This window comes from Streptomyces sp. AHU1 (genome assembly GCF_045343905.1).
GTDB classification, from domain to species: domain Bacteria; phylum Actinomycetota; class Actinomycetes; order Streptomycetales; family Streptomycetaceae; genus Streptomyces; species Streptomyces triticiradicis.
Genome location: NZ_CP174283.1, coordinates 65,946 through 86,540 on the forward strand (window position 1 = coordinate 65,946; position 20,595 = coordinate 86,540).

The 20,595-nt window shown below is 69.4% G+C and carries 23 protein-coding genes; 6 read left to right on the forward strand and 17 right to left on the reverse strand.

Going from position 1 to position 20,595, the window contains the following annotated elements; translation table 11 throughout:
- Positions 1 to 31 precede the first annotated feature (31 nt).
- The 5 genes from ACICHK_RS00370 (at position 32) to ACICHK_RS00390 (ending at position 3,503) form a co-directional block, all read left to right on the forward strand.
- Positions 32 to 568 (forward strand): hypothetical protein, encoded by a 537-nt coding sequence (locus ACICHK_RS00370; protein ID WP_406834875.1) that lies wholly within the window; start codon positions 32 to 34, stop codon positions 566 to 568.
- Positions 568 to 1,152 carry a hypothetical protein gene (locus tag ACICHK_RS00375; RefSeq protein WP_406834876.1) on the forward strand — a complete coding sequence of 195 codons (585 nt, stop codon included), beginning with the start codon at positions 568 to 570 and terminating at the stop codon, positions 1,150 to 1,152. Before ACICHK_RS00370 ends, ACICHK_RS00375 begins: the two co-directional genes overlap by 1 nt.
- 182 nt (positions 1,153 to 1,334) lie before the next feature.
- On the forward strand, positions 1,335 to 2,015 hold the full coding sequence (locus ACICHK_RS00380) for a hypothetical protein (protein ID WP_406834877.1): 681 nt from the start codon (positions 1,335 to 1,337) through the stop codon (positions 2,013 to 2,015).
- Positions 2,016 to 2,606: 591 nt separating this feature from the next.
- Complete coding sequence (locus ACICHK_RS00385) at positions 2,607 to 2,873, forward strand: hypothetical protein (RefSeq protein WP_406834878.1); 267 nt, start codon at positions 2,607 to 2,609, stop codon at positions 2,871 to 2,873.
- 288 nt (positions 2,874 to 3,161) lie between these two features.
- Complete coding sequence (locus ACICHK_RS00390; RefSeq protein ID WP_406834879.1) at positions 3,162 to 3,503, forward strand: DUF5713 family protein; 342 nt, start codon at positions 3,162 to 3,164, stop codon at positions 3,501 to 3,503.
- 24 nt (positions 3,504 to 3,527) lie between these two features.
- On the opposite strand, the gene ACICHK_RS00395 is transcribed toward ACICHK_RS00390, so the two are convergent.
- The 10 genes from ACICHK_RS00395 to ACICHK_RS00440 all read right to left on the reverse strand — a co-directional run bounded on the left by ACICHK_RS00395 (position 3,528) and on the right by ACICHK_RS00440 (position 12,149).
- Entirely contained in the window at positions 3,528 to 4,403 is an 876-nt protein-coding gene (locus ACICHK_RS00395; protein ID WP_406834881.1) for an IS5 family transposase, read from the reverse strand.
- Positions 4,404 to 4,572: 169 nt separating this feature from the next.
- A complete protein-coding gene (locus tag ACICHK_RS00400; RefSeq protein ID WP_406834882.1) occupies positions 4,573 to 5,223 on the reverse strand; it encodes an HAD-IA family hydrolase in 651 nt (216 codons plus the stop codon).
- A gap of 26 nt (positions 5,224 to 5,249) precedes the next feature.
- Complete coding sequence (locus tag ACICHK_RS00405) at positions 5,250 to 6,803, reverse strand: glycosyltransferase (RefSeq protein WP_406834883.1); 1,554 nt, start codon at positions 6,801 to 6,803, stop codon at positions 5,250 to 5,252.
- Between the two features lie 39 nt (positions 6,804 to 6,842).
- On the reverse strand, positions 6,843 to 7,982 hold the full coding sequence (locus tag ACICHK_RS00410; RefSeq protein WP_406834885.1) for a hypothetical protein: 1,140 nt from the start codon (positions 7,980 to 7,982) through the stop codon (positions 6,843 to 6,845).
- Positions 7,983 to 8,043: 61 nt separating this feature from the next.
- Positions 8,044 to 8,973: a UTP--glucose-1-phosphate uridylyltransferase gene (locus tag ACICHK_RS00415; RefSeq protein WP_406834887.1), complete on the reverse strand. Its 930-nt coding sequence runs from the start codon at positions 8,971 to 8,973 to the stop codon at positions 8,044 to 8,046.
- A gap of 114 nt (positions 8,974 to 9,087) precedes the next feature.
- Positions 9,088 to 9,999, reverse strand: coding sequence for a class I SAM-dependent methyltransferase (locus tag ACICHK_RS00420; RefSeq protein ID WP_406834889.1), 912 nt, complete (start codon positions 9,997 to 9,999; stop codon positions 9,088 to 9,090).
- Entirely contained in the window at positions 9,990 to 10,502 is a 513-nt protein-coding gene (locus ACICHK_RS00425; RefSeq protein WP_406834890.1) for a hypothetical protein, read from the reverse strand. The genes ACICHK_RS00420 and ACICHK_RS00425 overlap by 10 nt, the downstream gene beginning before the upstream one ends.
- A complete protein-coding gene (locus ACICHK_RS00430) occupies positions 10,499 to 11,029 on the reverse strand; it encodes a dCTP deaminase domain-containing protein (RefSeq protein WP_406834891.1) in 531 nt (176 codons plus the stop codon). The genes ACICHK_RS00425 and ACICHK_RS00430 overlap by 4 nt, the downstream gene beginning before the upstream one ends.
- A gap of 41 nt (positions 11,030 to 11,070) precedes the next feature.
- Positions 11,071 to 11,595 carry a dCTP deaminase domain-containing protein gene (locus ACICHK_RS00435; protein WP_406834893.1) on the reverse strand — a complete coding sequence of 175 codons (525 nt, stop codon included), beginning with the start codon at positions 11,593 to 11,595 and terminating at the stop codon, positions 11,071 to 11,073.
- On the reverse strand, positions 11,592 to 12,149 hold the full coding sequence (locus tag ACICHK_RS00440) for a hypothetical protein (RefSeq protein ID WP_406834894.1): 558 nt from the start codon (positions 12,147 to 12,149) through the stop codon (positions 11,592 to 11,594). Before ACICHK_RS00440 ends, ACICHK_RS00435 begins: the two co-directional genes overlap by 4 nt.
- 285 nt (positions 12,150 to 12,434) lie before the next feature.
- Between ACICHK_RS00440 and ACICHK_RS00445 the strand changes: the two genes are divergently transcribed.
- Positions 12,435 to 13,643, forward strand: a complete 1,209-nt coding sequence (locus ACICHK_RS00445) for a helix-turn-helix domain-containing protein (protein WP_406834896.1) — start codon at positions 12,435 to 12,437, stop codon at positions 13,641 to 13,643.
- A gap of 50 nt (positions 13,644 to 13,693) precedes the next feature.
- On the opposite strand, the gene ACICHK_RS00450 is transcribed toward ACICHK_RS00445, so the two are convergent.
- The 7 genes from ACICHK_RS00450 to ACICHK_RS00480 form a co-directional block, all read right to left on the reverse strand.
- Positions 13,694 to 15,112 carry a hypothetical protein gene (locus ACICHK_RS00450; protein ID WP_406834897.1) on the reverse strand — a complete coding sequence of 473 codons (1,419 nt, stop codon included), beginning with the start codon at positions 15,110 to 15,112 and terminating at the stop codon, positions 13,694 to 13,696.
- A gap of 210 nt (positions 15,113 to 15,322) precedes the next feature.
- On the reverse strand, positions 15,323 to 15,847 hold the full coding sequence (locus ACICHK_RS00455; RefSeq protein WP_406834898.1) for a hypothetical protein: 525 nt from the start codon (positions 15,845 to 15,847) through the stop codon (positions 15,323 to 15,325).
- Positions 15,844 to 16,215: a hypothetical protein gene (locus tag ACICHK_RS00460; protein WP_406834899.1), complete on the reverse strand. Its 372-nt coding sequence runs from the start codon at positions 16,213 to 16,215 to the stop codon at positions 15,844 to 15,846. Before ACICHK_RS00460 ends, ACICHK_RS00455 begins: the two co-directional genes overlap by 4 nt.
- Positions 16,212 to 17,243: a hypothetical protein gene (locus ACICHK_RS00465; RefSeq protein ID WP_406834901.1), complete on the reverse strand. Its 1,032-nt coding sequence runs from the start codon at positions 17,241 to 17,243 to the stop codon at positions 16,212 to 16,214. The genes ACICHK_RS00460 and ACICHK_RS00465 overlap by 4 nt, the downstream gene beginning before the upstream one ends.
- A 95-nt stretch (positions 17,244 to 17,338) precedes the next feature.
- Positions 17,339 to 18,373, reverse strand: coding sequence for a GNAT family N-acetyltransferase (locus ACICHK_RS00470; protein WP_406834903.1), 1,035 nt, complete (start codon positions 18,371 to 18,373; stop codon positions 17,339 to 17,341).
- A complete protein-coding gene (trpA, locus tag ACICHK_RS00475) occupies positions 18,370 to 19,272 on the reverse strand; it encodes a tryptophan synthase subunit alpha (protein WP_406834905.1) in 903 nt (300 codons plus the stop codon). The genes ACICHK_RS00470 and trpA overlap by 4 nt, the downstream gene beginning before the upstream one ends.
- A complete protein-coding gene (locus ACICHK_RS00480) occupies positions 19,269 to 20,567 on the reverse strand; it encodes a hypothetical protein (protein WP_406834906.1) in 1,299 nt (432 codons plus the stop codon). Before ACICHK_RS00480 ends, trpA begins: the two co-directional genes overlap by 4 nt.
- Between the last annotated feature and the right edge of the window lie 28 nt (positions 20,568 to 20,595).

Consider the following 20,595-nt stretch of genomic DNA (forward strand, 5'->3'; position numbering starts at 1 on the left):
CCGCCCGAGCACAAACCCATGGGAGTCTCCCGTGAACCCACCTGAGCAGCGCCCAACCATCTCTGCAGAGGCAGCGGTGGCATCACCGCCCGCGAGCACGACCGCGCTGCTGCCGGTCACGGTGGACAAGCCTCTGTTCCAAAAGTCCTGCCACCTCACCGCCAACGTGGGCGCGGGGCCGAATGCCCGGCTGCGCGTTCGTACATGGCTCACGGTCGGGCACTGGAGTGGCGACATCGACAAAGCCGCGCGTATCGCCGACAAGCTCGTCGACAACGCCGTCAGGCACGGCAAGCCTCTTCCTGATGACCGCGTAGCCCTGCGGGTGATCGGCCTCGCCGACACCGGCGAGCTGGTCATCGAGGTCGAGGACGCGCTTTCCGACTTTCCCGGCTTCGAAGAGGTCGCCCACCAGGCTCATGACGTGCAGGAAACACGCACGGGGCTGTGGTGGGTGGCTCACTACCACGGTCGGCTGTTCTGGGACGTCATGAAAGACGTCGACGGTCTGGTCGTCGGCAAGACCGTGCAGGCGCTCCTGCCCGTGACCTGGAAGGACTCTCAGTGATGCTCACGCCACTTCCCCAGCGCGCGGCGAACCCCCGCGGCAGCGCCCCGGCCGGCAGCGTCGACTTCACGGCGCACGCCCAGAACGTCGCGCCCGAGGACGTCGCACCGGACATGCGCGATCTTGCCGCGCGGGTGCGGAATCTGATGAATCTCCAACGGGGGCGGCCGCTGCGCCTGCCGTTGGGCGGCCGGTTCTTCGACATCGTCGTGACCGCCTCCGGCCCCGAGGCCTACGCCGTCGTGGACCTCATGGACCAGGTCCAGCACGTCCCCGGCTGGCGCCCCGACGCCTGCGGGCCCGTGATCGAGGACCCGGAACGGGACTGGCTCATCTGGCTCGTTCCCCCGGGCACGCGTGAGAGCTGGGAGCCCCACCGCTACGGGGCGTGCCTGGGCAGTCCGTACGAGCTCGCGCTGCCGCCGCTGCTGCAGACGGAGCCGCCGGGACCGTACTGGCTGCGCCCGTGCCGCGGGGACCGTCTCGTGCCGCCCTTGCCGCTGGCCGACTTCCTCAACCGGTTTCAGCCCGGCCCCACACCGCATGAAGAACTCCTCGGATCCGTGCTGAACACGATCTCCTGATCTCCGCATGCGGTGGCGGTGAACACTCCCGAACCCCTCCACCGCACGCGGTCCCACACCCCCGCCCCCGGACAAACCACCATCCCCGCTGGCGGCAGGAACCCCCTTCTGGGGGAGCACGACGTGACCCCACCCAGCCGGCACCCGGCACTCTCCGCCACACCTGGAAAGACGCTTCCTCCATGCCTTCCACCGCAGCCGCCGTCGTTCCGTACATCATTCAGCGCAGAGGTGAGGAGCCTGCATCCGAGAGCAGTCTCGTCATCGAGCAGGCCGCGCCGGGCCGAAGCCGCCTGTGCTACCACGATGAAGACCCCCGGGACCGTGATCCGCGGGGAGTGCTGTACGGGCGCGTCGGTTGGAACCCGCTGGGGGCGGACGGCATGCCGAGCGGGGAGCCGCAGTGGAAGTTCATGCATCCCCACCGGCAGATGATGACCATGCAGGCCCTGCGGTGTCAGGTGTGCACCCAGCCCGCCCGTACGAAGGCGGGTCTGATCTTCCTGGCCGGCCCCGATGACGAGGACCTGGCCCAGCCGGAGATCCTGACGAATCAGCCTCCCGTCTGCGCGAAGCATGTGCGCACCGCTGCCGCTTTGTGCCCGCACCTGGAGAAACGGCCGATGGTGTTCCTCGCCCAGAGCGCGCCCCTGTACGGCGTGGGCGGAGTCCTGTACGGGCGCCTGGCCCGCGGGGGACTGCACGTCGTTGCCCGCCCGGACTTCGCCGTGCCCTACGGAAACCCGGACCTGGCCACCTTCCTCGCCTCCCAGATGGTCCGCCGGCTGTCCATCTTTCGCGTCCTTGACCTCGACGAACTCCTCCACACCCTCGGCGTGACCGCGCAGGCCTCTGCCCGGTAGCGCGCACGGCATCGTCGCCATCGCACGAACCGTCCTCACCACCGACAACAATGCGTACACGGAGCTGCTCGAACGGCTCCACCACCGCGGTGTGTTCCTGCCCTCGAACAGGGTGTGGGACACCTCCGCTCGAGCGGAGGTGAACCGTGCGACTGTGTCGCGCTTTCGTGCACCCAGGCCTTTCGGACCCACGCTAGGAGACAAGTCACGCCAGCTGATGTTCCGACGGCTAACGGCGCCTCCGCTGGCCCGTAACTGAGCCTGAGTCGCTAATGTTTCCTCAGCGATCCGACGAGGATCGGGAAGACGGCCACAAGAGGCCCTACCCCTGCAGGGGTAGGGCCTCTTTGCGTCGCAAGGGGTCTGCGTCGGAGGTGCTTTCGTGCCCGGCGCTTCAGCTGGAAGCCCTCCCGGCTGTAGCCGGGACGGCCTGCTGACGGGGGCTTCCCTGGGTCCAGTCTGGGTCCGGAAGGACGGTGCAACCCCGTGAATGATCAACACAGCCGAGGTAGCACCACGGCTGCTGACCTGCACAGACGAGGAAAAGGGGGTGTCCAGAGAAACCCGGGGCAAGGTTTTGACGAGGCGGCGATGCGCAGGGCGGCTCGCCGACTCGGGTGGAAGGTCACCACGATCGGGATGATCGGCACTCGCTTCGGCACGATGGTCGCCATCCAGGACACCCGGGAGGTCCCCGAAGAATTCCGGGCGGTGGTCGAGGCAGCGATGTACGAGCGCATGGGTGCCGCGGTGGTCAGGATTTCGGGTGAGCCGGGCGAGGTTCCTGTCCAGCGTGGCTCGATCACTCTCATGACGCAGGAGTTCCGCGCGGCGGTCGCCTCTGCGACGCCCGTCTGATAGGGCACGGCTTACGGCCGTGCCCGGCACATCGGGCCGCCGCTGTGCTCTCTGACCGGAAAGCGCGCGGCCCGCCTCTACCCACCGGACTCGCCTTCTCCACGCTCGAGATCGGAACCGGTCTCGGTGCTGTCACCGGTGATCAGACGCGTCTCCTCGGCGGTTTGGCCGCGCTAGGGCCTGTTGTGAAAGTCCCGGTCGCGCGGGGTCTGGTGCCAGGAGGCGGTGCCGTTGTCAGCGGTGCTGTGCATGATGGGCGCGTCAGCTCGTCCTGGAGAGGGAAGTGCCGTGCCGATCACAAACCAGCAGGTGTTGGGACACGCGTTCCTGCAGGAGATGTTCGACGACTCGTTCTTCCCTGATCGCGTAGTCGGCCGGGGCCGAGCGGTCCTGCTGCAACTGTGCGAGCGCATCGAGGCCGAGCGGCCGTCGGATCTGGAAGCCCTGTATGCGCTCACTGAGGCTGCCACCGAGGAGTTCAACCTGCTGGAAAGGGAGTTCGTAGCGGCCGGGAGCGAGATCGAGACAGTCGCTCGCGAGTGGATCTGCGACGAGTTCCGGTTCGTCGCGTCGGCCTACGGGTTCGCGGACGCGGATGCCGAGAAGCTGACCGCTAGCCGTGACTGGTGAGCACGGACGGGATAGCGACCGCGGTCAGAGCCATTCGTTGAGGACTGCGATCAGCACGGTCGCCTCGTAGCGGACGGCGAGCTTGTCGTACCGCGTGGCGACAGCCCGGTGCCTCTTGAGGCGGTTTATGCCGCATTCGACCGCATGACGCTCACGGTAGTCAGCCTTGTCGAACTTCGGCGGTCGACCGCCTCGGGAGCCGAGCTTTCGCCGGTTGCGCGCCTGGTCTGCCTTGTCGGGGATGGTGCAGCGGATCCCGCGGCGGCGCAGGTAGGCACGGTTCTTGCGGGAGGCGTAGGCCCGGTCCGCACGCACGCGATCGGGACGGACCCGCGGCCGACCCGGTCCGACGCGGGGCACGCGGACCTTCTCCAACACGGCCTCGAACTGCGGCGAGTCTCCGCGCTGTCCAGCGGTCACCACGATCGAGATGGGCTTCTGGCCCTGCTCCACTGCGAGGTGGAGCTTCGTGGTGAACCCGCCGCGCGATCTCCCCAGCCCATGGTCACCGGGCTCGGTGAAGATGCCGCCCGGCGGCTCCTTCTGCAGGTCGCCGTGCGTGCGGGCGCCGGCCGCATGCTGATGCGCGCGGCAGACCGTGGAGTCGACGCTCAGGTCCCATGTGATCGCCCCCTTCGCGTCGGCCATGGACTGGAGCCGGGTGATGATCCGCTGCCAGGTGCCGTTTCGTTGCCATCGGCGGAAGAGGTCGTAGACCCGGCTCCAGGGTCCGTACTCAGCGGGGACGTCCCGCCACGGAACGCCCGTCCGGACACGGAACCGTATGCCGTCGATCAACTGCCGCCGAGCCCACACCGGCGGTCGTCCCACCCTGGCGCCCGTCGGCAACAACGACTCCAGCACCGCCCACTGCTCGTCCGTGAGATCTCCGCGACCCATGAAACGTGATCATCCACAGCCCAAGATCCACTTTCGATACACGGCCTAGCGGCCCCGCCGCGGACATCCCGCCCGACGGTGCCCAAGTCAACGCCACCGGGGATCCACCGAACGCCGACCCGGATGAGCTGTCGGCGTTCGGCGGATCAGTCCTCGGCCGTCCCAGGATTCAGATGCGGGATGCGGCCGGTCTGCTGTGGCTGCGCGCATCGTCCAGGGTCACGCCAAGAGAGCGGAGACGGGCGATGAAGTCCGTCGGCCCGGTGAACAGATGGGCCTGCAGCCCCACGGCTTGTGCGACGTGGACGAAGGTGGGCTCGTCATCGAAGTAGGCCAGGGCCTCGGCGGGGATGCCCATGCGTTCGGCGGCGGCGCGGTAGGCGTGCGGGGAGGGTTTGTCAACGCCGAGTTCCGCGGAGGAAAAGACGTGGTCGAAGGTGATGCCGTGGAGGCGGAGGTCGTTGTGCAGCGCGTCGGTGCAGTTGGACAGAACGCCGACGGGAAGGTGGCGGCGAAGCTGTGCGAGCAGGGCGGCCATGACCGGGTCGGGTTCGCCTCGGTCGGTGCGCCAGGGGCCGAGGGCCTTGGCGGCGGCGGGGCCGAAGTCTGCGGTGATGCGGGCAGCGACGTCGTCGGCCCATTGCTGGTCGGTGAGGACGCCGACGCGGGCCAGGCGGTATGCGGGGTGGTCGTAGGCGTAGCGGGCGATGGTGCCTTCGGGCAGGCCGGCCAGTTGTTCGCTCTTGCGCGCGCCGGTGTTGTGCCAGTGCCGGAAGAGGCCGTTCATGTCGAGCAGCAGCCCGTCGATGCGGGTGGGCATGGGACTCCTTGGGTGCGTGGCGGGTGTCAGTTCGCTGTGCCGGCGGTGGCGTAGACGGTGAGGTAGTGGTCGGCTGTACGGGTCCAGCTGTAGGTGTCTTCGATGTGGCGGCGGCCGTTTGCGCCGCGGCGCTGGCGTTCGCGGGTGTCGGTGACCGCGGTGATGAGGGTGCGGGCCAGGTCGTCGGGGTCGTCGGGGCGGACGAGCCAGCCGGTGGCGTTTGGGCCTGTGGGGTTGATGGTGCGGGCGGGCCCGCCGGTGGCGGTGGCGATGGGTGCCGTGCCGGTGGCCATGGCTTCGAGGTAGACCATGCCGAAGGGTTCGTTCACGGCCGGGGCGACCATGAGGTCGGCGCAGTTCAGTTCGGTGACCAGTTCCTCGTGGCCGCGCCAGCCGGCGAAGAACACGTCGCGGGTGATGCCGAGTTCGGCCGCGAGGTCGGCGGGATGGTCGCCTTCGCATTCGCCGGGGTAGCCGCCCCACAGCAGCAGGGCGGGGGCCGGGTCGAGGCGGGTTCGGGCAGCGGCGAACGCCCGCAGCAGGACGGGGAGTCGTTTGAAGTCGAGGAAGCGGCCCACCCACAGCAGGATCGGGCGCAGTCGGCCGTCGGGGGTGCGGAGGCGGGCCAGGTCGTGGTCGGTGTAGCGGATGCTGCCCGGTGTGCCGCCGGGTTTCCAGCCGCGGGGGTCGGTGACCAGCCAGCGGCGCAGGTGGGCCAGGCGCTGGTGGTCGTCGAGCGGCTGGGGCTGGAAGGCGGTGGTGTCGACGCCGTTGGGGATGACGGGGAGGTCGTGGGGCAGGTGGAGCAGGCGGGCGGCAAGTTCCTGGTCGTGTTCGGAGACGGTGACGAGTTGTCCGGCGTGCTGGACGCTTTGGCGCAGGCGGGTGAGCCAGTACGGCGAGTGGAGCCACTTCTGCCAGGGCGTGTCGATGAGGAGCCGGGTGTCCTGGTCGTCGAGGCCGGCGGTCTTGGCCAGGCGCAGTGCCTCGGCGGTGCGGTGCGGGTTGTCGCTGTGCAGGAGGCGGGCCAGGTCGGTCAGGGAGGCGCGGACGGCGTCGGCGAGGCGGATCCGCTGCTGCATGGCGTCGATCAGCTTGAGTTCGGTGCCGTGCAAGGTGGTGATCCGGGGTACGCCGGGGTAGGCCGCGCGGGCGCTGGTCTGCAGGTGGCTGAGGTGGTGCAGGTGAACCAGGCTGGGGCGGGTGCTGCGGTGTGCGGTCAGGTGCCGGGTCCAGGCGCGGGTGAGGTGGTCCGCGGCTGCCGGTGATACGGCGCTGAAGAGGGGGTCGGGGCAGTTGCCGCGGTCTTCGTAGGAGGGGTGGAACGGCCAGGCGGTGCGCTGCGGGTCCTGGCCTGTCTTCCATGCGGCCAGGGCGTCGCTGTGGTCGTAAGAGTGCAGGTCCAGGCCCCGGTAGAAGGTGGGCGCGTGGGAGGGCTCGCCTGCTTCGCCGAGGGATCCGGCGTGCAGGCGGGTGGTGTGGCCGCGCGTGTTGAGTTCGCGCAGGAGGTAGCGGATGACCTGGGCGCTGCCGCCGCGGGGCCAGAAGAGTACGGCGGTGTCCACGGTGATTTCGGGCATAGCGAATCCCTTGCATGGGCTGACGGGCGGGGCGGGGGCCTATTGCGGGGCGTCGATGACCAGGGGTTGTCCGCCGGCGAGGCGGCCGGGCCAGTAGCGCTCGGCGGGGTGGTCGGGGGCGCGGACGGTGAGCGCGAGGACCTGGGCGATGTTGTGGCGGTCGCGCAGGGGCAAGGGCTCGGCGAGTACGAGGGTGCGGGTGGCCGCGTTCAGGGTGTACGGCACGTGGGGGTGGCCGAGCCGGGCGAGGTGCTGGTCGATGTCCCTCTCGTGCACCGGCTGTCGGGGTGCGGCGTGCCGGCAGCGGTCGCGCTGGGCTGTGGGGCAACGGTTGGCGCTCAGACAGGTCGGGGTGTTCAGGACGCCGGCCCGGTCGGATCGGTGCAGGACGTAGGCCAGGGCGCAGCTGTTGGTCTGGAAGATGGGGTGGTGGGCGTAGCGGTCGGGGACGTGGCGCAGCCACTCCCAGGCGGGCCGGGGCCACAGGGAATCGGCGGCCTGCGGGTCCAGGTGCGGGTCGGCGAGCTGCGGCCACAGGCCGGTGATCTGCTGCAGTGCGGTGGGTTTGATTTTGGTGCCCACCGCGACGGTGGCGTCGGCGTACCGGGTGACCCAGTCCATGACGTGGTCGATGACGTCCGGTGTGCTGTTCTGCGGCAAAAACGGCCGCCAGTAGTGGATCAGCGGGATACCGGCGGCGTGCAGGCGGGGGAAGGTGGCGCGCAGGGCGTCGTGGTCGATGCCGCGCTCGATGTCGGGGCCGAGTCCGGAGTAGCTGAGGTAGACCTGGATCGGCAGGCCGGCCGCGCGGTTGCGGGTGATGCAGTCCACGACGTCGTCCGGGACGGCGCATTTGGTGATCAGGCAGACCGGGTTGCGGACCGGGGAGGCGCCAAGGACGTCCAGGAGCCTGGTGAGGTGGGCGCGTGTGACGGGGGTGGCGAGGGCGTCGGTGCAGGTGTAGAGCGCGAGCGTCAGGTCGCGGTGGTAGTAGCGGTGGGCAAGGAGCTGGCTGAGGGTTTCCTCAGGGGTGACGAGGACTTCGGGTTTGGTGCGGGTGAGGCCGAGGTCCTGGAGGTAGCAGTAGCCGCAGTTCTTGGGGCACCCCTGCACGGGGTTGATGGCCAGCCAGGTGTCGTGCTGGTCGATGACGGGTTCGAAAAGGCGTTGAGATGCCACGGGGGTCTCCCTGTGTGGGCCGCCGGCCGTGGCCGGCGGCCCACACAGAAAGGGCGGCAGCTCAGGTCACGGTGGTGGCGGATGTGTCGGAGTCGGGGCGCTCGTCGAGTTCGGCGACGAGGCCGCGCAGGACGGGCCCGTACTCGGGATGGGCGAGGGCGAAGGCCATCTGGGCGACCAGGTAGTCGGACGGGTTGCCGGTGTCGTACCAGCGGCCCTGGATGACCTGTCCGTAGACGGCGCGGGTGGAGGCGTAGGCGTTGATGGCGTCGGTCAGGTAGATCTCGCCGCCCTGGTGCTCGGTCCAGCGGCGGGTCTGCTCGCGCAGCTCGTCGATGATGCCGGGGGTGATGACGTAGCCGCCGATGGCCGCGTACGAGGACGGGGCGTCCGCGGGCTTGGGCTTTTCGACCAGGCCGGTGATGCGCAGCAGACCGTCGTCGAGGTCTTCCTTGACGATCGGCACGCCGTAGCGCTGCGAGTCACCGGCGTCCATCGGCATGAGGGCGAGCACCGGGCAGCCGGTCTGTTCGTAGGCGCGGATCAGCTGCTGGGCGCGCGGGACCTTGGCGACGAACACGTCGTCGGGCCACAGCACGAGTACGGGTTCGTCGCCGGTGTTGCGGGCGGCGTTGAGCACCGGGGTGCCGTTGCCGTAGGGGCCGTGCTGGTCGAGGTAGGTGATGTGGCCCTGGCGGGCCAGTTCGGCGACCTCCTCCACGGCGTCCGCGTACGCGCTCTTGCCGTCCGCGCGCAGCTGGGCGACGAGTGCGGGGTTGGGCCGGAAGTGGTCTTGGATGAGGGACTTGCCGCCGGAGATGACGATGGTGATGTCCGTGATGCCGGACGCTACGAGTTCGCGCACCGTGTGCTCGATCACCGGCTTGTCGCCGACCGGCAGCATTTCCTTCGGGGTGGCCTTGGTCAGGGGAAGCAGCCGGGAGCCGAGTCCGGCGGCGGGGATCACGGCCCTGCGGATCGTCGGGGGCATCAGGTCTCTCTCGGTCGAACGGCCCACCGTGCCGGACGGCACGGTGCAAACCGACGCTATCAACGCGAGGCGGCACGCCCGGACGAGACTGCTTTTTCCCCGATGTCCTGATCGTCACCGGCACAGGAAGCTTCCGGTGTACTTGGTCACCGCGAAGTACCCGGCATCGGCGATCGCCTCGAGGACCTGGGTGCGGACCCGGTCGCGCAGCTCGTGGAAGAAGCCGTCGGTCAGACGTGCGTCGGGTTCGGAGGAGGCACAGCAGTGGTTGTGGCCGACCTGGTAGAAGGCCATGAACGGCTCCGGGTCGGTGAAGCGGAGCTGGTCCTGCCAGACCACGGTCTCCACCTGGTCGAAGTGCTTGCCAAGGAGCTGTCCGCCGTTGGTCAGCGATAGCCTTCCCTTGGGGGATGCCTTGAAGAGGTCCTCGGGGGCGTTCATCGCCTTCAGCGCGGCGAAGTGGACCTGGTACATCTCCAGCATGCTGTCGGTGCGGTCGGTGGTGAGCTGGAAGATGCCGCCGTCGCGCATCACACGGCGGACCTCGGTGAAGCACCGGTCCAGGTCGGGAACGTAGTGGATCATGTAGTTGGCCATGACGCGGTCGAACGCGTTGTCGCCGAGCATGGACAGGTCGTCCGCGCTGCCCTCGATCCACCGGCACGGTGTGGCGGTGCCGCGCAGCCGCTGTGCGGCGGCCTCCAGCACGGCCGGGGCGATGTCCAGGCCGGTGATGGTGCCCTCGGCGAAGTGGGGCCGCAGGCCTTCCAGGATGAAGGCGTTGCCGCATCCGAGGTCCAAGAGGTCTTCGGTGCCGGTCAGGGCAAGGTTGCCGATCATGTGGTCGAGCATCGACTGCGGGTTGGTGCGAAAGGCGTTGTGGACCCACTGCTTGGCGTCCAGCATGCGGGTGTCGTTAAAGAACCGGTCCCGGGCGGTTTCGGTCGAGAACTCGAAGTGCCGGGCCGGGATGATCTCCTGCGCGAGGGCGTCGAGTTCGGGGGTGCGGAAATCGGTCAGGTCCATGGGATATCTCCTGTTCCAGGGGTGATACGGGCCGGGTAGGGATGGTCGGGGGTGGCGGGCCACTTGGTGCCCACGTACTTGTGCGGGAGCAGGCCGGCCAGCGGCGCCAGAGCGGGCGTGCGGCCCGGCGTGACGGCGCGCAGGTTCGGCGCGTGGTCGAGGAGGAGTTCACGGCACAGACCGCACGGGGGAACGATGCGGGCCACCGGCGGCTCGGTCGGCTTGGGGTAGCGGACCGCGGCCACCGCCACTAGGTCGGCGCCGGTGGCCAGCCGGGCCGCTGAAAGGGCACCGGCCTCGGCGCAGACGGAGGCCCGGCCGACCATGGCGTCCAGGTGCAGGCCGATGTGAATGGTGCCGTCCGCGTCCTGGAGTGCTGCGGCGATCTGATGGCGGGCGAGCACGTACCGTTCGCTGATCGTGGCGAAGGCGACGGACACCAGAGCTCTGGCCAGCGGGTCGGCGCAGTCGGCAGCCGGGTCGTCCACAGTGCGGCCGGTCATCGCACGGCCTGCGCCATGTCGTGGTGGATCTTCGAGGGCTGCGGGCCGCGGGAGCCCTGGTACTTGCCGTCGTACAGGACGATGTCGCCCTGCACGCGCCAGAACGTCACCTGCGCGAGCCGGTCCCCGGCATAAACACGGACCGGCTGGACCGCGTGCAACTGGAACGTGACCTGCCCGATGGATCCGATGTCGATCAAATCGGCGGTGACGTGGAGGAACAGTCCGAGCCGGGCGGCGCCCGAGCGGGAGCGGATGATCGGCACATGGTGCCGGCTGCCGAGGACTTCGATGCTGGAGCCCAGGTAGATGCGGTCCGGCTGGAGCACGATGCCGCCGTCGGGGATGGTCAGGATGGTGTGGGGGTTCTCCTCGCGGGTGTCGAGTACCTCGCTGGTGTAGACGGCCAGGGTGGGGCCGAGCGTGAGGTCGAACGAGTTCGGCTGGACGCCGTCCTGGTGGAACGGCTCCAGGATCAGGCGGCCCATTTCGCGTTCGCGGGCGATTTCGGGTCCGGTGAGGATCACGGCAGTGCCTTTCAGCGTGCAGGGGGCTGGAAACAGCACGATCAGCGGGCGGGGGCGAGCAGACCGGCCGACGGGAGGGTCGCGTCGGAGAGACGGCCAAAACGTCCGCGGTAGGCGAGGGCGTCACCGGCGGTGGACCAGAACGTCACCTGGCCCGCGGGCATCCCCGCATAGACGCGGGTGGGCTGAACCACCTTGATCTCCAGCGTCCAGCGGTGACACGACCCGACCTGTCCCAGGTCCGCGCTGTACTGCAGGAACATGCCCAGACGCCCCAGTGAGCTGCGTCCGATCAGCGACGGGACGAACTCACTGCTGCCGATCACCTCGGCGGTCGTCCCGAGATACACCCGCCCGGGACGAAGGACGAAGCCGCATTCCGGAATCTCGAACTCGTCCAGACCGTGATCGGCGTGCGTGTCCGTCACCAGGGCCTGATGAGTCTTCAAGACGGTGCCGAGACGGTAGTTGTAGGACACCGGGTTGAGCTGGAGGGGACGGAAAGGCTCGATCGTCAGCGCGCCGCGTCTGCGCTGGCGCACGATTTCGGGGCCGGTGAGGATCACCGTCGTATCTCCGCTGCCAGGCAGGCTGCTTGCGCGCGCAGGTCCTCGAGGCTGCCGTTGTTGTCCACCCGCCGCCACGGAATGGCGGTGACGGGGGCTTCGGTGGGGTGGCTCTCGCTGCCCGAGGACAGGTCGGCTCGGTACCGCTTGCGCAGCCGCCGGACGGCATCGGGCGCGGTGACCTCCACCAAGCTGAACCCCAGGGCCCTTACCGCGTCGATGTCCGGGGCCCGCAGGTCGTCGCACACCAGCACGGCCGACGGGTCGCTCCGCTCCGCCTGGAGAACCCGGAGGGTGAACGCCTCGGTCAGCGCGTGGGGGTTGATGCGCCGCAGGTGCATGCCGAGCGCGTTGAGGAGCTGGCCGTCCTGCGCGCTGCCGTCCAGCAGGGGACGCCCGGCCATCGCGTGGACGATAGCCTGCAGTTCGTACAACGGAGCCGCGAGCTTCAGCTTCACCGCCGGTGATCCCCCTGCCGCCAGCTCCTGCATGAGCAGGCCAGCGAAGGTGCTCTTGCCGGCACCAGGCCTGCCGTGCAAAGCGATCCTGGGCATGACTGATCTCCTCTCGGCGGATCCGGATGGCAGGCCTGAGTCGAAAATCCAACGCGTTGGCGTGTGACCGGCGTTGGTGCGCGTTTCGTGCGCTCAAGGGCCTGTGACGACCATGGTGGCCGTCCGCGGTGCCCTGCGGGAAGTGGTGGCTGTCCGCACTTGTCCGCACCTCACGGACAGACAGCCGAACTGATGTCCGAATGGTGTGTGCTGGTCACAGCAGTGCAGGGGCTGTCCGCACGGCGGTGCGGACAGCTGCAGCGCCACAACGATGTGGAGACCGTGATGGCAGAGAAGGTGACCTTCGCCGCGGAACTGCGACGGCTACGGGGAGAACTGACGCTGCGCGACCTCGCCCGCCGGGCCTTGTGCAGCAAGAGCCTGATCAGCGACCTCGAACACCGGCGCAGATCACCGACACTTCCGATCGCTGCCGCTCTGGACAAGGCACTCGGCGCGGACGGCACACTGGTAGCCCTGGCCGAAGCCCAACGAAACTCAAGCAGGGTGAGCGCACAGGCGGCTCCGGAGGGAGACGCGGACGACATCCTGCGGGAATGGGACGACGTGTGGCGACGAGACTTTCTCAAGAACGCCGGCGCGGCTACTGCAGCCCTGGCCACCGGTCTGCGCCCAGGAACCAATGCCGTAGGTGGCCGCGACCTGATGGACGCGCACATCGCACTGCGGGCCGCTCACGGCCGGCTGGACAACCTTCGCGGAGCATCCGCCGTCTACGCGCAGGCCATCGACCACCACCAGCAGATCTTGTCCTGGCTCGGCACAGCCACCACCACAGCCGAGCGGCAGCAGATCGCCGCCCTTGCCTCCGACACCGGGGGTTTTGTCGGCTTCCTCACCTACGACCTGGGCATGAGCGAAAACGCTGTCACACACTTCCGTGACGCTGCTGCCCATGCCCGCCAGGCAGGCGACCTCTCTTCCTGCGTCTACCAGGTCGGCCAGATGAGCCGCATCCTGACCGACCAGGGCCACCACCGCCGCGCTCTGGCTCTCGCCGACGGCGCCCTCGATCTTGGCGGCACCGCGGCCCACCCTGCCGTACGGTCCTGGCTGCACGCCGTCCGCGCCCACCATCACGCCTGCCTCAACGAGGCCCGCAACGCACAAACCGACCTCCATACCGCCTGGAAGCTGCTCGAACGCGCCGACGACGGAGAGAAACCCCCCTACATCGGCTATCTGAGCGAAGCAGAGCTGAACAAATGGACCGGCCATGCCGCAGTCCGACTCGGCCCGACCACCCCAGCACTCTTCAGCGCAGGCAAGACCGCTCTCGACGAAGCACGCGCGGCCTGGCCGACGACCATCGTCCGCGGTTCGGCGGAAGTCCTGACCGCCAGCGCCCGCCTCTACGCGGCCTGCGGCGACCGCGACGTCGCTGCCGAACTCGCCTCACGTGCCGTCGCCATCGCCACCAACACAGGATCAGCAAGGAACCTGCGCGCCGCACTGGCCGCTGTGAACGCATGATCACCGCCGTCGGTGATCCGGAGCCGCTTCCCATTCACCCCTTGCCGTAGTCACAGGGAGTCTGGAGGGGTCTGCCACATCTGGCGCAGCCTTTCGCAAGCCCTCGCGGCTTCCGCGTGCTCGCGAAGGTGCTGGAGCCATGCACTGTCAGGCGGAGGCATGGCGCGGCCTCGGCCGGGGGCATCTCCGCATGCTCGGGCTGCGTAGATCTCCCGAGGACTGGGGGCGTCGGTCCAGGTATCGGTTGGCAGAGACGCAAGGAATTCTTCTTCGGGCTCGCGGAGCGTCGGCCGGTACACGTACCCGTTCCTTTGATCGTTTTGCCGGCGTCGACGGCGGGCGAGTTCGTCACGCAGGGGTTGTCGCAGCTGCTGGATGTAGCGCTGCCAGGCGGGAGTGTGGCGGGCCCGGTCGCGGAGCATGGCCTCATAGCGTGTGCCGTCATCGGCTAAGAGGCTGTGTGCGGGCGACACGGTGGGCGGGAGCTCGCCGAGGTGCTGTCGGCGGTGCAGTTCGTGGTGGAGGTAGGCGGCCGGGTCCCTGAGGTGGGCGGGGACGCCCCAGGCGGACACTTCGGCGGCGAGTTGCGCTGCCGTCCAGCCGGCTGCGATGAGGGGGCGCAGCGCGTAGGCGATGCGGCGGGAGCAGGTGTCGTAGAGCCACCACACCTCGCGCTGCAGCTGCTTGGCCAGAGCGATTCCCTGCCGGCATTCATCGGATGTGAACGGTGCAGGCAGGCCGCGGGCGCGGCACTGTGTCCGGGCTCGCCGCGTGTTCTTCTTCTCCCCCGTGACTACCTGCAGACGAGATGGGGCTGAGGTGACCACAACAGAAGGGGTGCAGCGGGCGGGCGGCCGTGGCCGCGTTCTTGGCTTGTGGGCCCGGGCGGCGGCGGCCCGGGCCCGGCCCTTTGCCGTGTAGCCGATCAGGCGGGCCCGGTAGCCGGTTCCGCGGATCCGGTGGCCCTGGACCTGATCCCAGAGGAGCGGGGCGACCGGAGCGTAGATGGTGGCTGTTCCGCGGTAACCGTCGCCGGGCGTCCAGGAACTGCCGCGAGTGCGGAGGACGTTGCGTTTCGAGCCATGCTCGACCCAGGCGATGAGACCGAGCTCGCGCAGGTAGCGGGCGTGGGCCAAAACGGTGCGGCGGCTGACGCCCAGTTCATCGACGGTCGCCGCGAGGTTGAAGGCAATATGGCCATGCTGGCTGCGGTGCATGCGGGCGGCGAAGGCGGCGGCTAAGCGCAGGGTGGTCGTCCCGGCTCGCGGGTGGTGACGGATCATGTAGCGGGCCGCGGTGAGGAAATCGGAGCCCCGGCGCAGCTGCCGCGAGGCTGTGGTGTTCACTTCCTGCTCGCCCGGCGCCTCGATGAGCGTGAACGCCGTGCGTGAACTCGGTTCGGGCGTACGGGTGTTGCCAGCAGATGGTTTCCGGCAGGCGTGGCGGCTGACTCTGCGGTCGGGCATCATGGTTCCTGTCGCGGGGCTGCGCCTCGTGGCATGAGGCCGGAAACGGTCTGGTTCGTGGAGAACCTGTTGTGCCGGACGGGGACTGCAATCCCTTGATCCGGTGTATTGAGCGGTCGAAGGCTCGGTGGGGACCGGGCCGGTCGACAGAGGGGCGGCAGCGGCCGTGACGGCCGCGGTACCGCCCCTTTCTCTTTGGGTGCTGCTAGCTGCTCACCCGCGGGCGATCTGGGTGATGAGCAGGGCGGCCCACACGAGCGGGACGAGCGCCACGTACGCCTGGGGGCGGCGCAGCACGGGCTTTCCCGGCACGATCGAGTCCCTGCCCGCTGGGGGTGTAGAGACGGGCAGCTGTCGGAACTTGCGGTAGGCGTGCGCGTTGCGGGCCAGGGTCAGCGGTGTGTGGACGAGCAGGCTGAGCAGGCCCCACCAGCCCTGCCAGAGGGTTCTGGTGGTCATGGTGCGTACCAGGGCGATGCCGCACTGCCGGCAGAAGGGGCCGGGGACGGTTCGGGTCTGGCCCCAGAAGATCATCCCCGTGTGGGATCTGATGTCCGCGGGGGCGGCCGGCCGGGCCTGGCAGACGTGGCAGCCGGGCTCCGGCGCGGGGGCGGCGCCGGCCGTGTGCCATGGGACATTGCTGTCCGGGCCTCCCGCGGTGAGCGGGTCTGTGTACCAGGCGGGCGCCTCGTACGGCGGGAGTCCGTCGTCGAGGGAATCACCGAGGGGACTGCTCATCGGCCGGCCTCCATGGAGTCGGCCGGTGCGACTGCCTGGGGATGGAAGTCGGGCGTCCATTCGGGGTGGCGGGACCAGCGGCTGTGGGCGGCCTGCCTGAGCACCCAGCCGACGGTGTCGAGACAGGCCCGTGCGGTGGGGTCCTCGAGGCTGTCGGCGCGTGCGGCCGTCCATGCGGGCAGGACGGTGAGAATCCAGCCGAGTGCCTGCAGCTCGCCGTGGCAGCTGGTCGTCTCCGCGATACGCATCCGCTGGGCGAGGAAGGCGGCGAACCGGCTGTCACGGTCGGCGGCCCATGCGGCAGCGTGCTGGTCACCCGCAGGGGCAAGACCGGGAAGGAGAGGAGGGGAGGTGGTCTGCGCGGTCACCGGGAATCCACCATCCGGTACTCGTATGCGAGTACGTGCGGCGTGCCGGAGGGTGTCAGGGTCGCCAGGGCCTGGCCCTGGAACTCGTCGGTGATGACGGTTCTTCCGGCGGGGTTGTAGAGCGCCTCCACCTTGTTCGGGTTGATCTTGTAGTTACTCCGGTACGCGGGGCGGAGCAGGGTTTCCTGGTTGTGCGCGGTCGGGAAGGCGGCGAGGACGCCGCCGTCGGCCAGGTGCAGCGCGTACACCTTCGAGGCCTTCACCTTGGTGGCGAAATACTTGGTGGTGGCGTACTTGCTGTCATCGCGTTTGCCGCGGTTGGTGTAGAGCGTGCGGGCGTCCTTGACGGCAGGGGTGGATGCGAGTTTCTTCCCGGTCTTCTTGCCGCCGGTCTCGGCCAGGTCCTCGAAGGCGCTGCTCAGCTGGGCCGGTGCGAGGGAGCCCACCGGTGTGGCGGGGTCGGCCGGCTTGGCCAGGCCGTTCTTGTCGAGGGCGACTGCGGGAATGGTGCTCTTGTCGACGTAGAGGGCCAGCACCATCTTGTAGGCCGGGCCGTCCTTGTCGAAGATCAGCAGTGAAGGGCTCTTGCTCTTGGTTCCGGTTGCTACGGCCTTGACCGCGAACCAGGTGGCCGTGCCCGCCGGGGGGATCATGTAGGACCGGTGCGTATACCGGAACGGGCTGCCGTAGTAGGCCTGCTGCTTTGCCGACCACGTCTTGAATTGCCGGTAGTCAGCCCGCGACTGGGCGTTCAGCTGACCTCCCTCGACCTTCGCCAGGATCTCCTCGCTGCGGACCTTATTCGCACGATTGTTCGAATTTTCGTAGGCGGTTAGGAGCCTGGATGCTTCCTGCACCGTGACGACGCCCCGGGGCGCGCGGTTCGCCCTGGCGGTTGTGTGGGTGCTGGTCGTAGGGGTGCTGTCCGGGCCTGACGAGCATGCGGTCAGGGCGATGGCCGTGAACGCGCCCGCGGCGAGGAGCGGCAGACGGTGCGAGCGCCGGGAAGGGATGGTCTGACGGGGCATAGGGGTGTGTTCCTCCTCCTGGAACGGCGGGTTGACGAGCGTGAGAAGGGTGTGGGGTCCTGGGCGGGCCTCGTTCACCTGGTGATCGCCAGCGGCTACGCGGCTGCCTCGTGGGAGGTGCTGAGCGCGGACACCGTGGAGGTCCACCGGGGCCCGTAGTTGCGTTTGTAGGACTCCTGCGGGCCGGTGGTGCGGCCCAGGTCGAGGGTGTGGAAGCCCTCGCCGGCCAGGTCCTCGATGAGGTGGCGCAGCAGGGCGTGGCCGGGGGCGAGATGCCGGTGGGCGGCGTTCATCGCCGGGATGAGGGAGTAGCAGCGGGTGCCCCGGGTGAGGAGCAGTTGCGCGGCGATGACGGTGTCGTCGACGGCAAGGCTGGCGATGCAGGCGTGGGCGGCGCCGAGCTCACGCAAAACGCTCCGCCACTGCTCGTGTTCGGCTGTCCGAAGGCTCCCGGGCAGCGGGGTGTGGCCTTCCCATTGCCGCTGGTGCAGCCGGCACAGAACGTCGAAGCCTTCCAGCAGGTCCTGCGTGTGCCGGGTACGGGAGTAGGTGATGGTCCGGGTGTCGGCCAGGCGTGTCCAGGTGCGGCGCCGGCGGGCATGCTGGCGCTGCGCGGAGGGCGGCAGGCTGTCGTAAGGGACCGGCAAAGGGATGGCGGCGCAGGCCGTGGTGGTGCAGTCCCAGCCGGTGTCCTTGCACAGCAGCGTCAGGAATTCGCCCAGGGCGCTGGTGGCGGGCACATCGGTCATGACGACGTCGGCTCCGATGTCGTCGGCGAGCAGCAGGTGGAAGGCGAATGCTCTGGCGACCGTGGGGTCGTCGGCGTGCGGGCCGACGGGGCGGACGCATTCGGCGTGGGGGGCGGACAGCGGCAGGATCCGGGTTCGGCCGGTGCCGGTGTCGGTGTGGCGGGCCAGGGCCAGCGCGGCGAGGATCCTGCCGGTGGGGCTGGTGGCGGCCAGCACGATCGGGGTGGCGGTGAACGGCAGGTGCCGGGCCCACGCGGTGAGCCAGAGCGGTGACTGGTAGGGCGTGGCGAGGTCGTCTTCGGTGTACAGGCTGCCCCACTGGGTGGCCAGGAGGTCCATGGCGTCAGGACCAACGTGCTCGCGGACGGAAACGGTCGTCATCGGGGACCTCGGTCTGGGTCGGGCTGGGCATCTGGGCGCAGGGCGGCCGCGAATTCGCGGCTCACGGCGGCCGCCGCGGCGATCTGTGCACGGGGCCTGGCCTGCATGCGGCGGATGACGGCGGAGCCGACGGCCACGAGGTCGGCTGATGCGGCGGCTGTTCGGGCCTGGGCCGGGGTGGAGATCCCCAAGCCCGTGGCTATCGGCAGGCTGGTCAAGGCGCGAAGTTGGGCACTCAGGTCGGGCAGTTGTGGGCTGATGGGCTGCGCCGTGCCGGTCGGACCGTCGGTGGCCGGTGCGTAGACCATGCCGGTGGCGCCGGCGACGATGGCGGCCAGCCGGTCGGGCCGGGTGCGCGGGGAGATGAACGGGATCACGGCCAGGCCCACGCCTGCGGCGGTCTTCAGCCACCCGTTCTCTTCGTGGGCGGGCAGGTCAGGGATCATGACGCCGCAGATGCCGACGGACGTTGCCTCGGCTGCGAATTCGGCCAGGCCGTGATCGCGTATGGGCTGCCAGGACGCTGTCACCAGCAGGGCCGTCGACGAGGTCGCGGCCAGCTCGCTGGCCGCGTCGAAAACGTCCTTCATACAGAAGCCGGCGGTCAGCGCGATGCGGGAGGCTTCCTGGATGTCCGGGCCGGCCAGTACTGCCTGGGGGTCCGGGACGCCCAGCTCGATGACATCGGCGGCCTGCGCCAGCAGGTGCAGAGCGTCCCTGCCGGTGAGCCGGTCGGGAAAGCAGACCGGCAGGTAGAGGGACAGCGCGGACCGGTTCTGTGCCTGCGCCGCCGCGACGGCCTGGGCCAGGCCATCGCCTGCGGGCGCAGACGGCAGCCACCACCGCCACGCGGAACCGGAGACCGGAGCCGGGGCCGGGGAGGCAGAGTCCGGCCTCACCGGGGCACCGTCCCGGCGTAGAGTCCGTGCGCCTCGAGCGCACGGATCGTCTGGTAGTCCTCGGTGATGGCGCGGGCGTTGTCCGAGGCCAGGACCAGACGCCCCGGCGAGGTCAGCAGGTCGACCGTGCGGCGCACGGCGGCGCCGGGGACCAGGTTTCCGACGTGGCCGCGGACCGTCGGGAGGGCCAGCAGGGTGTGCAGCAGTGCTGCATCGAGCGCACCGTCGCGCTCCGCGATGAGCGATACCTTGGTGACGAACTGGTGCGGACGCCGTACCGCCAGCCGGTCCGGCCTCCCTGTGATCACCGCGTGGACGGCGTCCCGTACATGGTCGCTGCCGGTTGCCGCCCGCATCGCCGCCGGGTCGTAGGACCCTTCCGGCCGTGCCCCGCTCTCGATCAGAACCGGACCGCGGCCAGGTACGGACATCACCTCGGTGTGGGCCGGCCCGACGACGATGCCGAGCGCGTCCAGGACCTGTGCCGTGTACGTGGCCAGCACGCGCGGCATCAGCGCGGTGGGCTTCAGCAGGTCCAGCCGGTCGTAGAGGTGGGTGCCGGTGCGGTGGTCGGCCCAGAATTCGGTGAAGGCGTGCCGGGTCCTGCCCGCGGTGGGCGCGGACACGGAGTTGATGACGTACTGCGTGCCGCGCAGCCTTTCCTGCAGAACCAGGCAGGTGTTGGTGCCGCCCATCGCGTTGGGGACCTCGTGGAGCATCTGCCACGCGGCACGGAGCTCGTCCGGGCTGGAGCAGAACATGACGCCGTCCGAGCCGGCACTGTCGGCCGGTTTGAGGACGAATTCGGCTCCGTCCTGCATGTCCGCCCAGGCCAGCGCCTCCGTGAGCTGTCCGGTGACCAGGCTGCGCGGGCCGTCGATCCCCGCCCTCACCAGCGCGGCCGCCATGGCGCCCTTGTCGCGGCGCCGGGGCGAGGTCAGGGGTGCGTTGCCGGGTAATCCCAGCCGGTAGGACAGCTGTTCCGCCAGGGGCACCCCGATCTCGGTGCCGGCGACGATCGCGGTCACCTGCAGTGCGCGCAGCGCCCGGGCGCTTGCCTCGAGGTCGCCGTCATGCACGACCACGGCCAGGTAGTCGGCCGGATCGAGGCTGCCGCGGAACAGGTCGGGCAACGCGTCGTCGGCGGGGGTGACGGCGACGCACTGCCAGCCGTGGCGGGTGAACTCCTCCCGGTAGTGCCTGCCGGTCGAGTAGGGGGCGACCACCGCCGCGACCCCGGCAAGCGGGAGCGTGCTGGTACGGGGGATGGTGGTGCCGGGAGAGGACAAGGCCATCAGGGCCACTCCAATTCGGTTGCAGGGT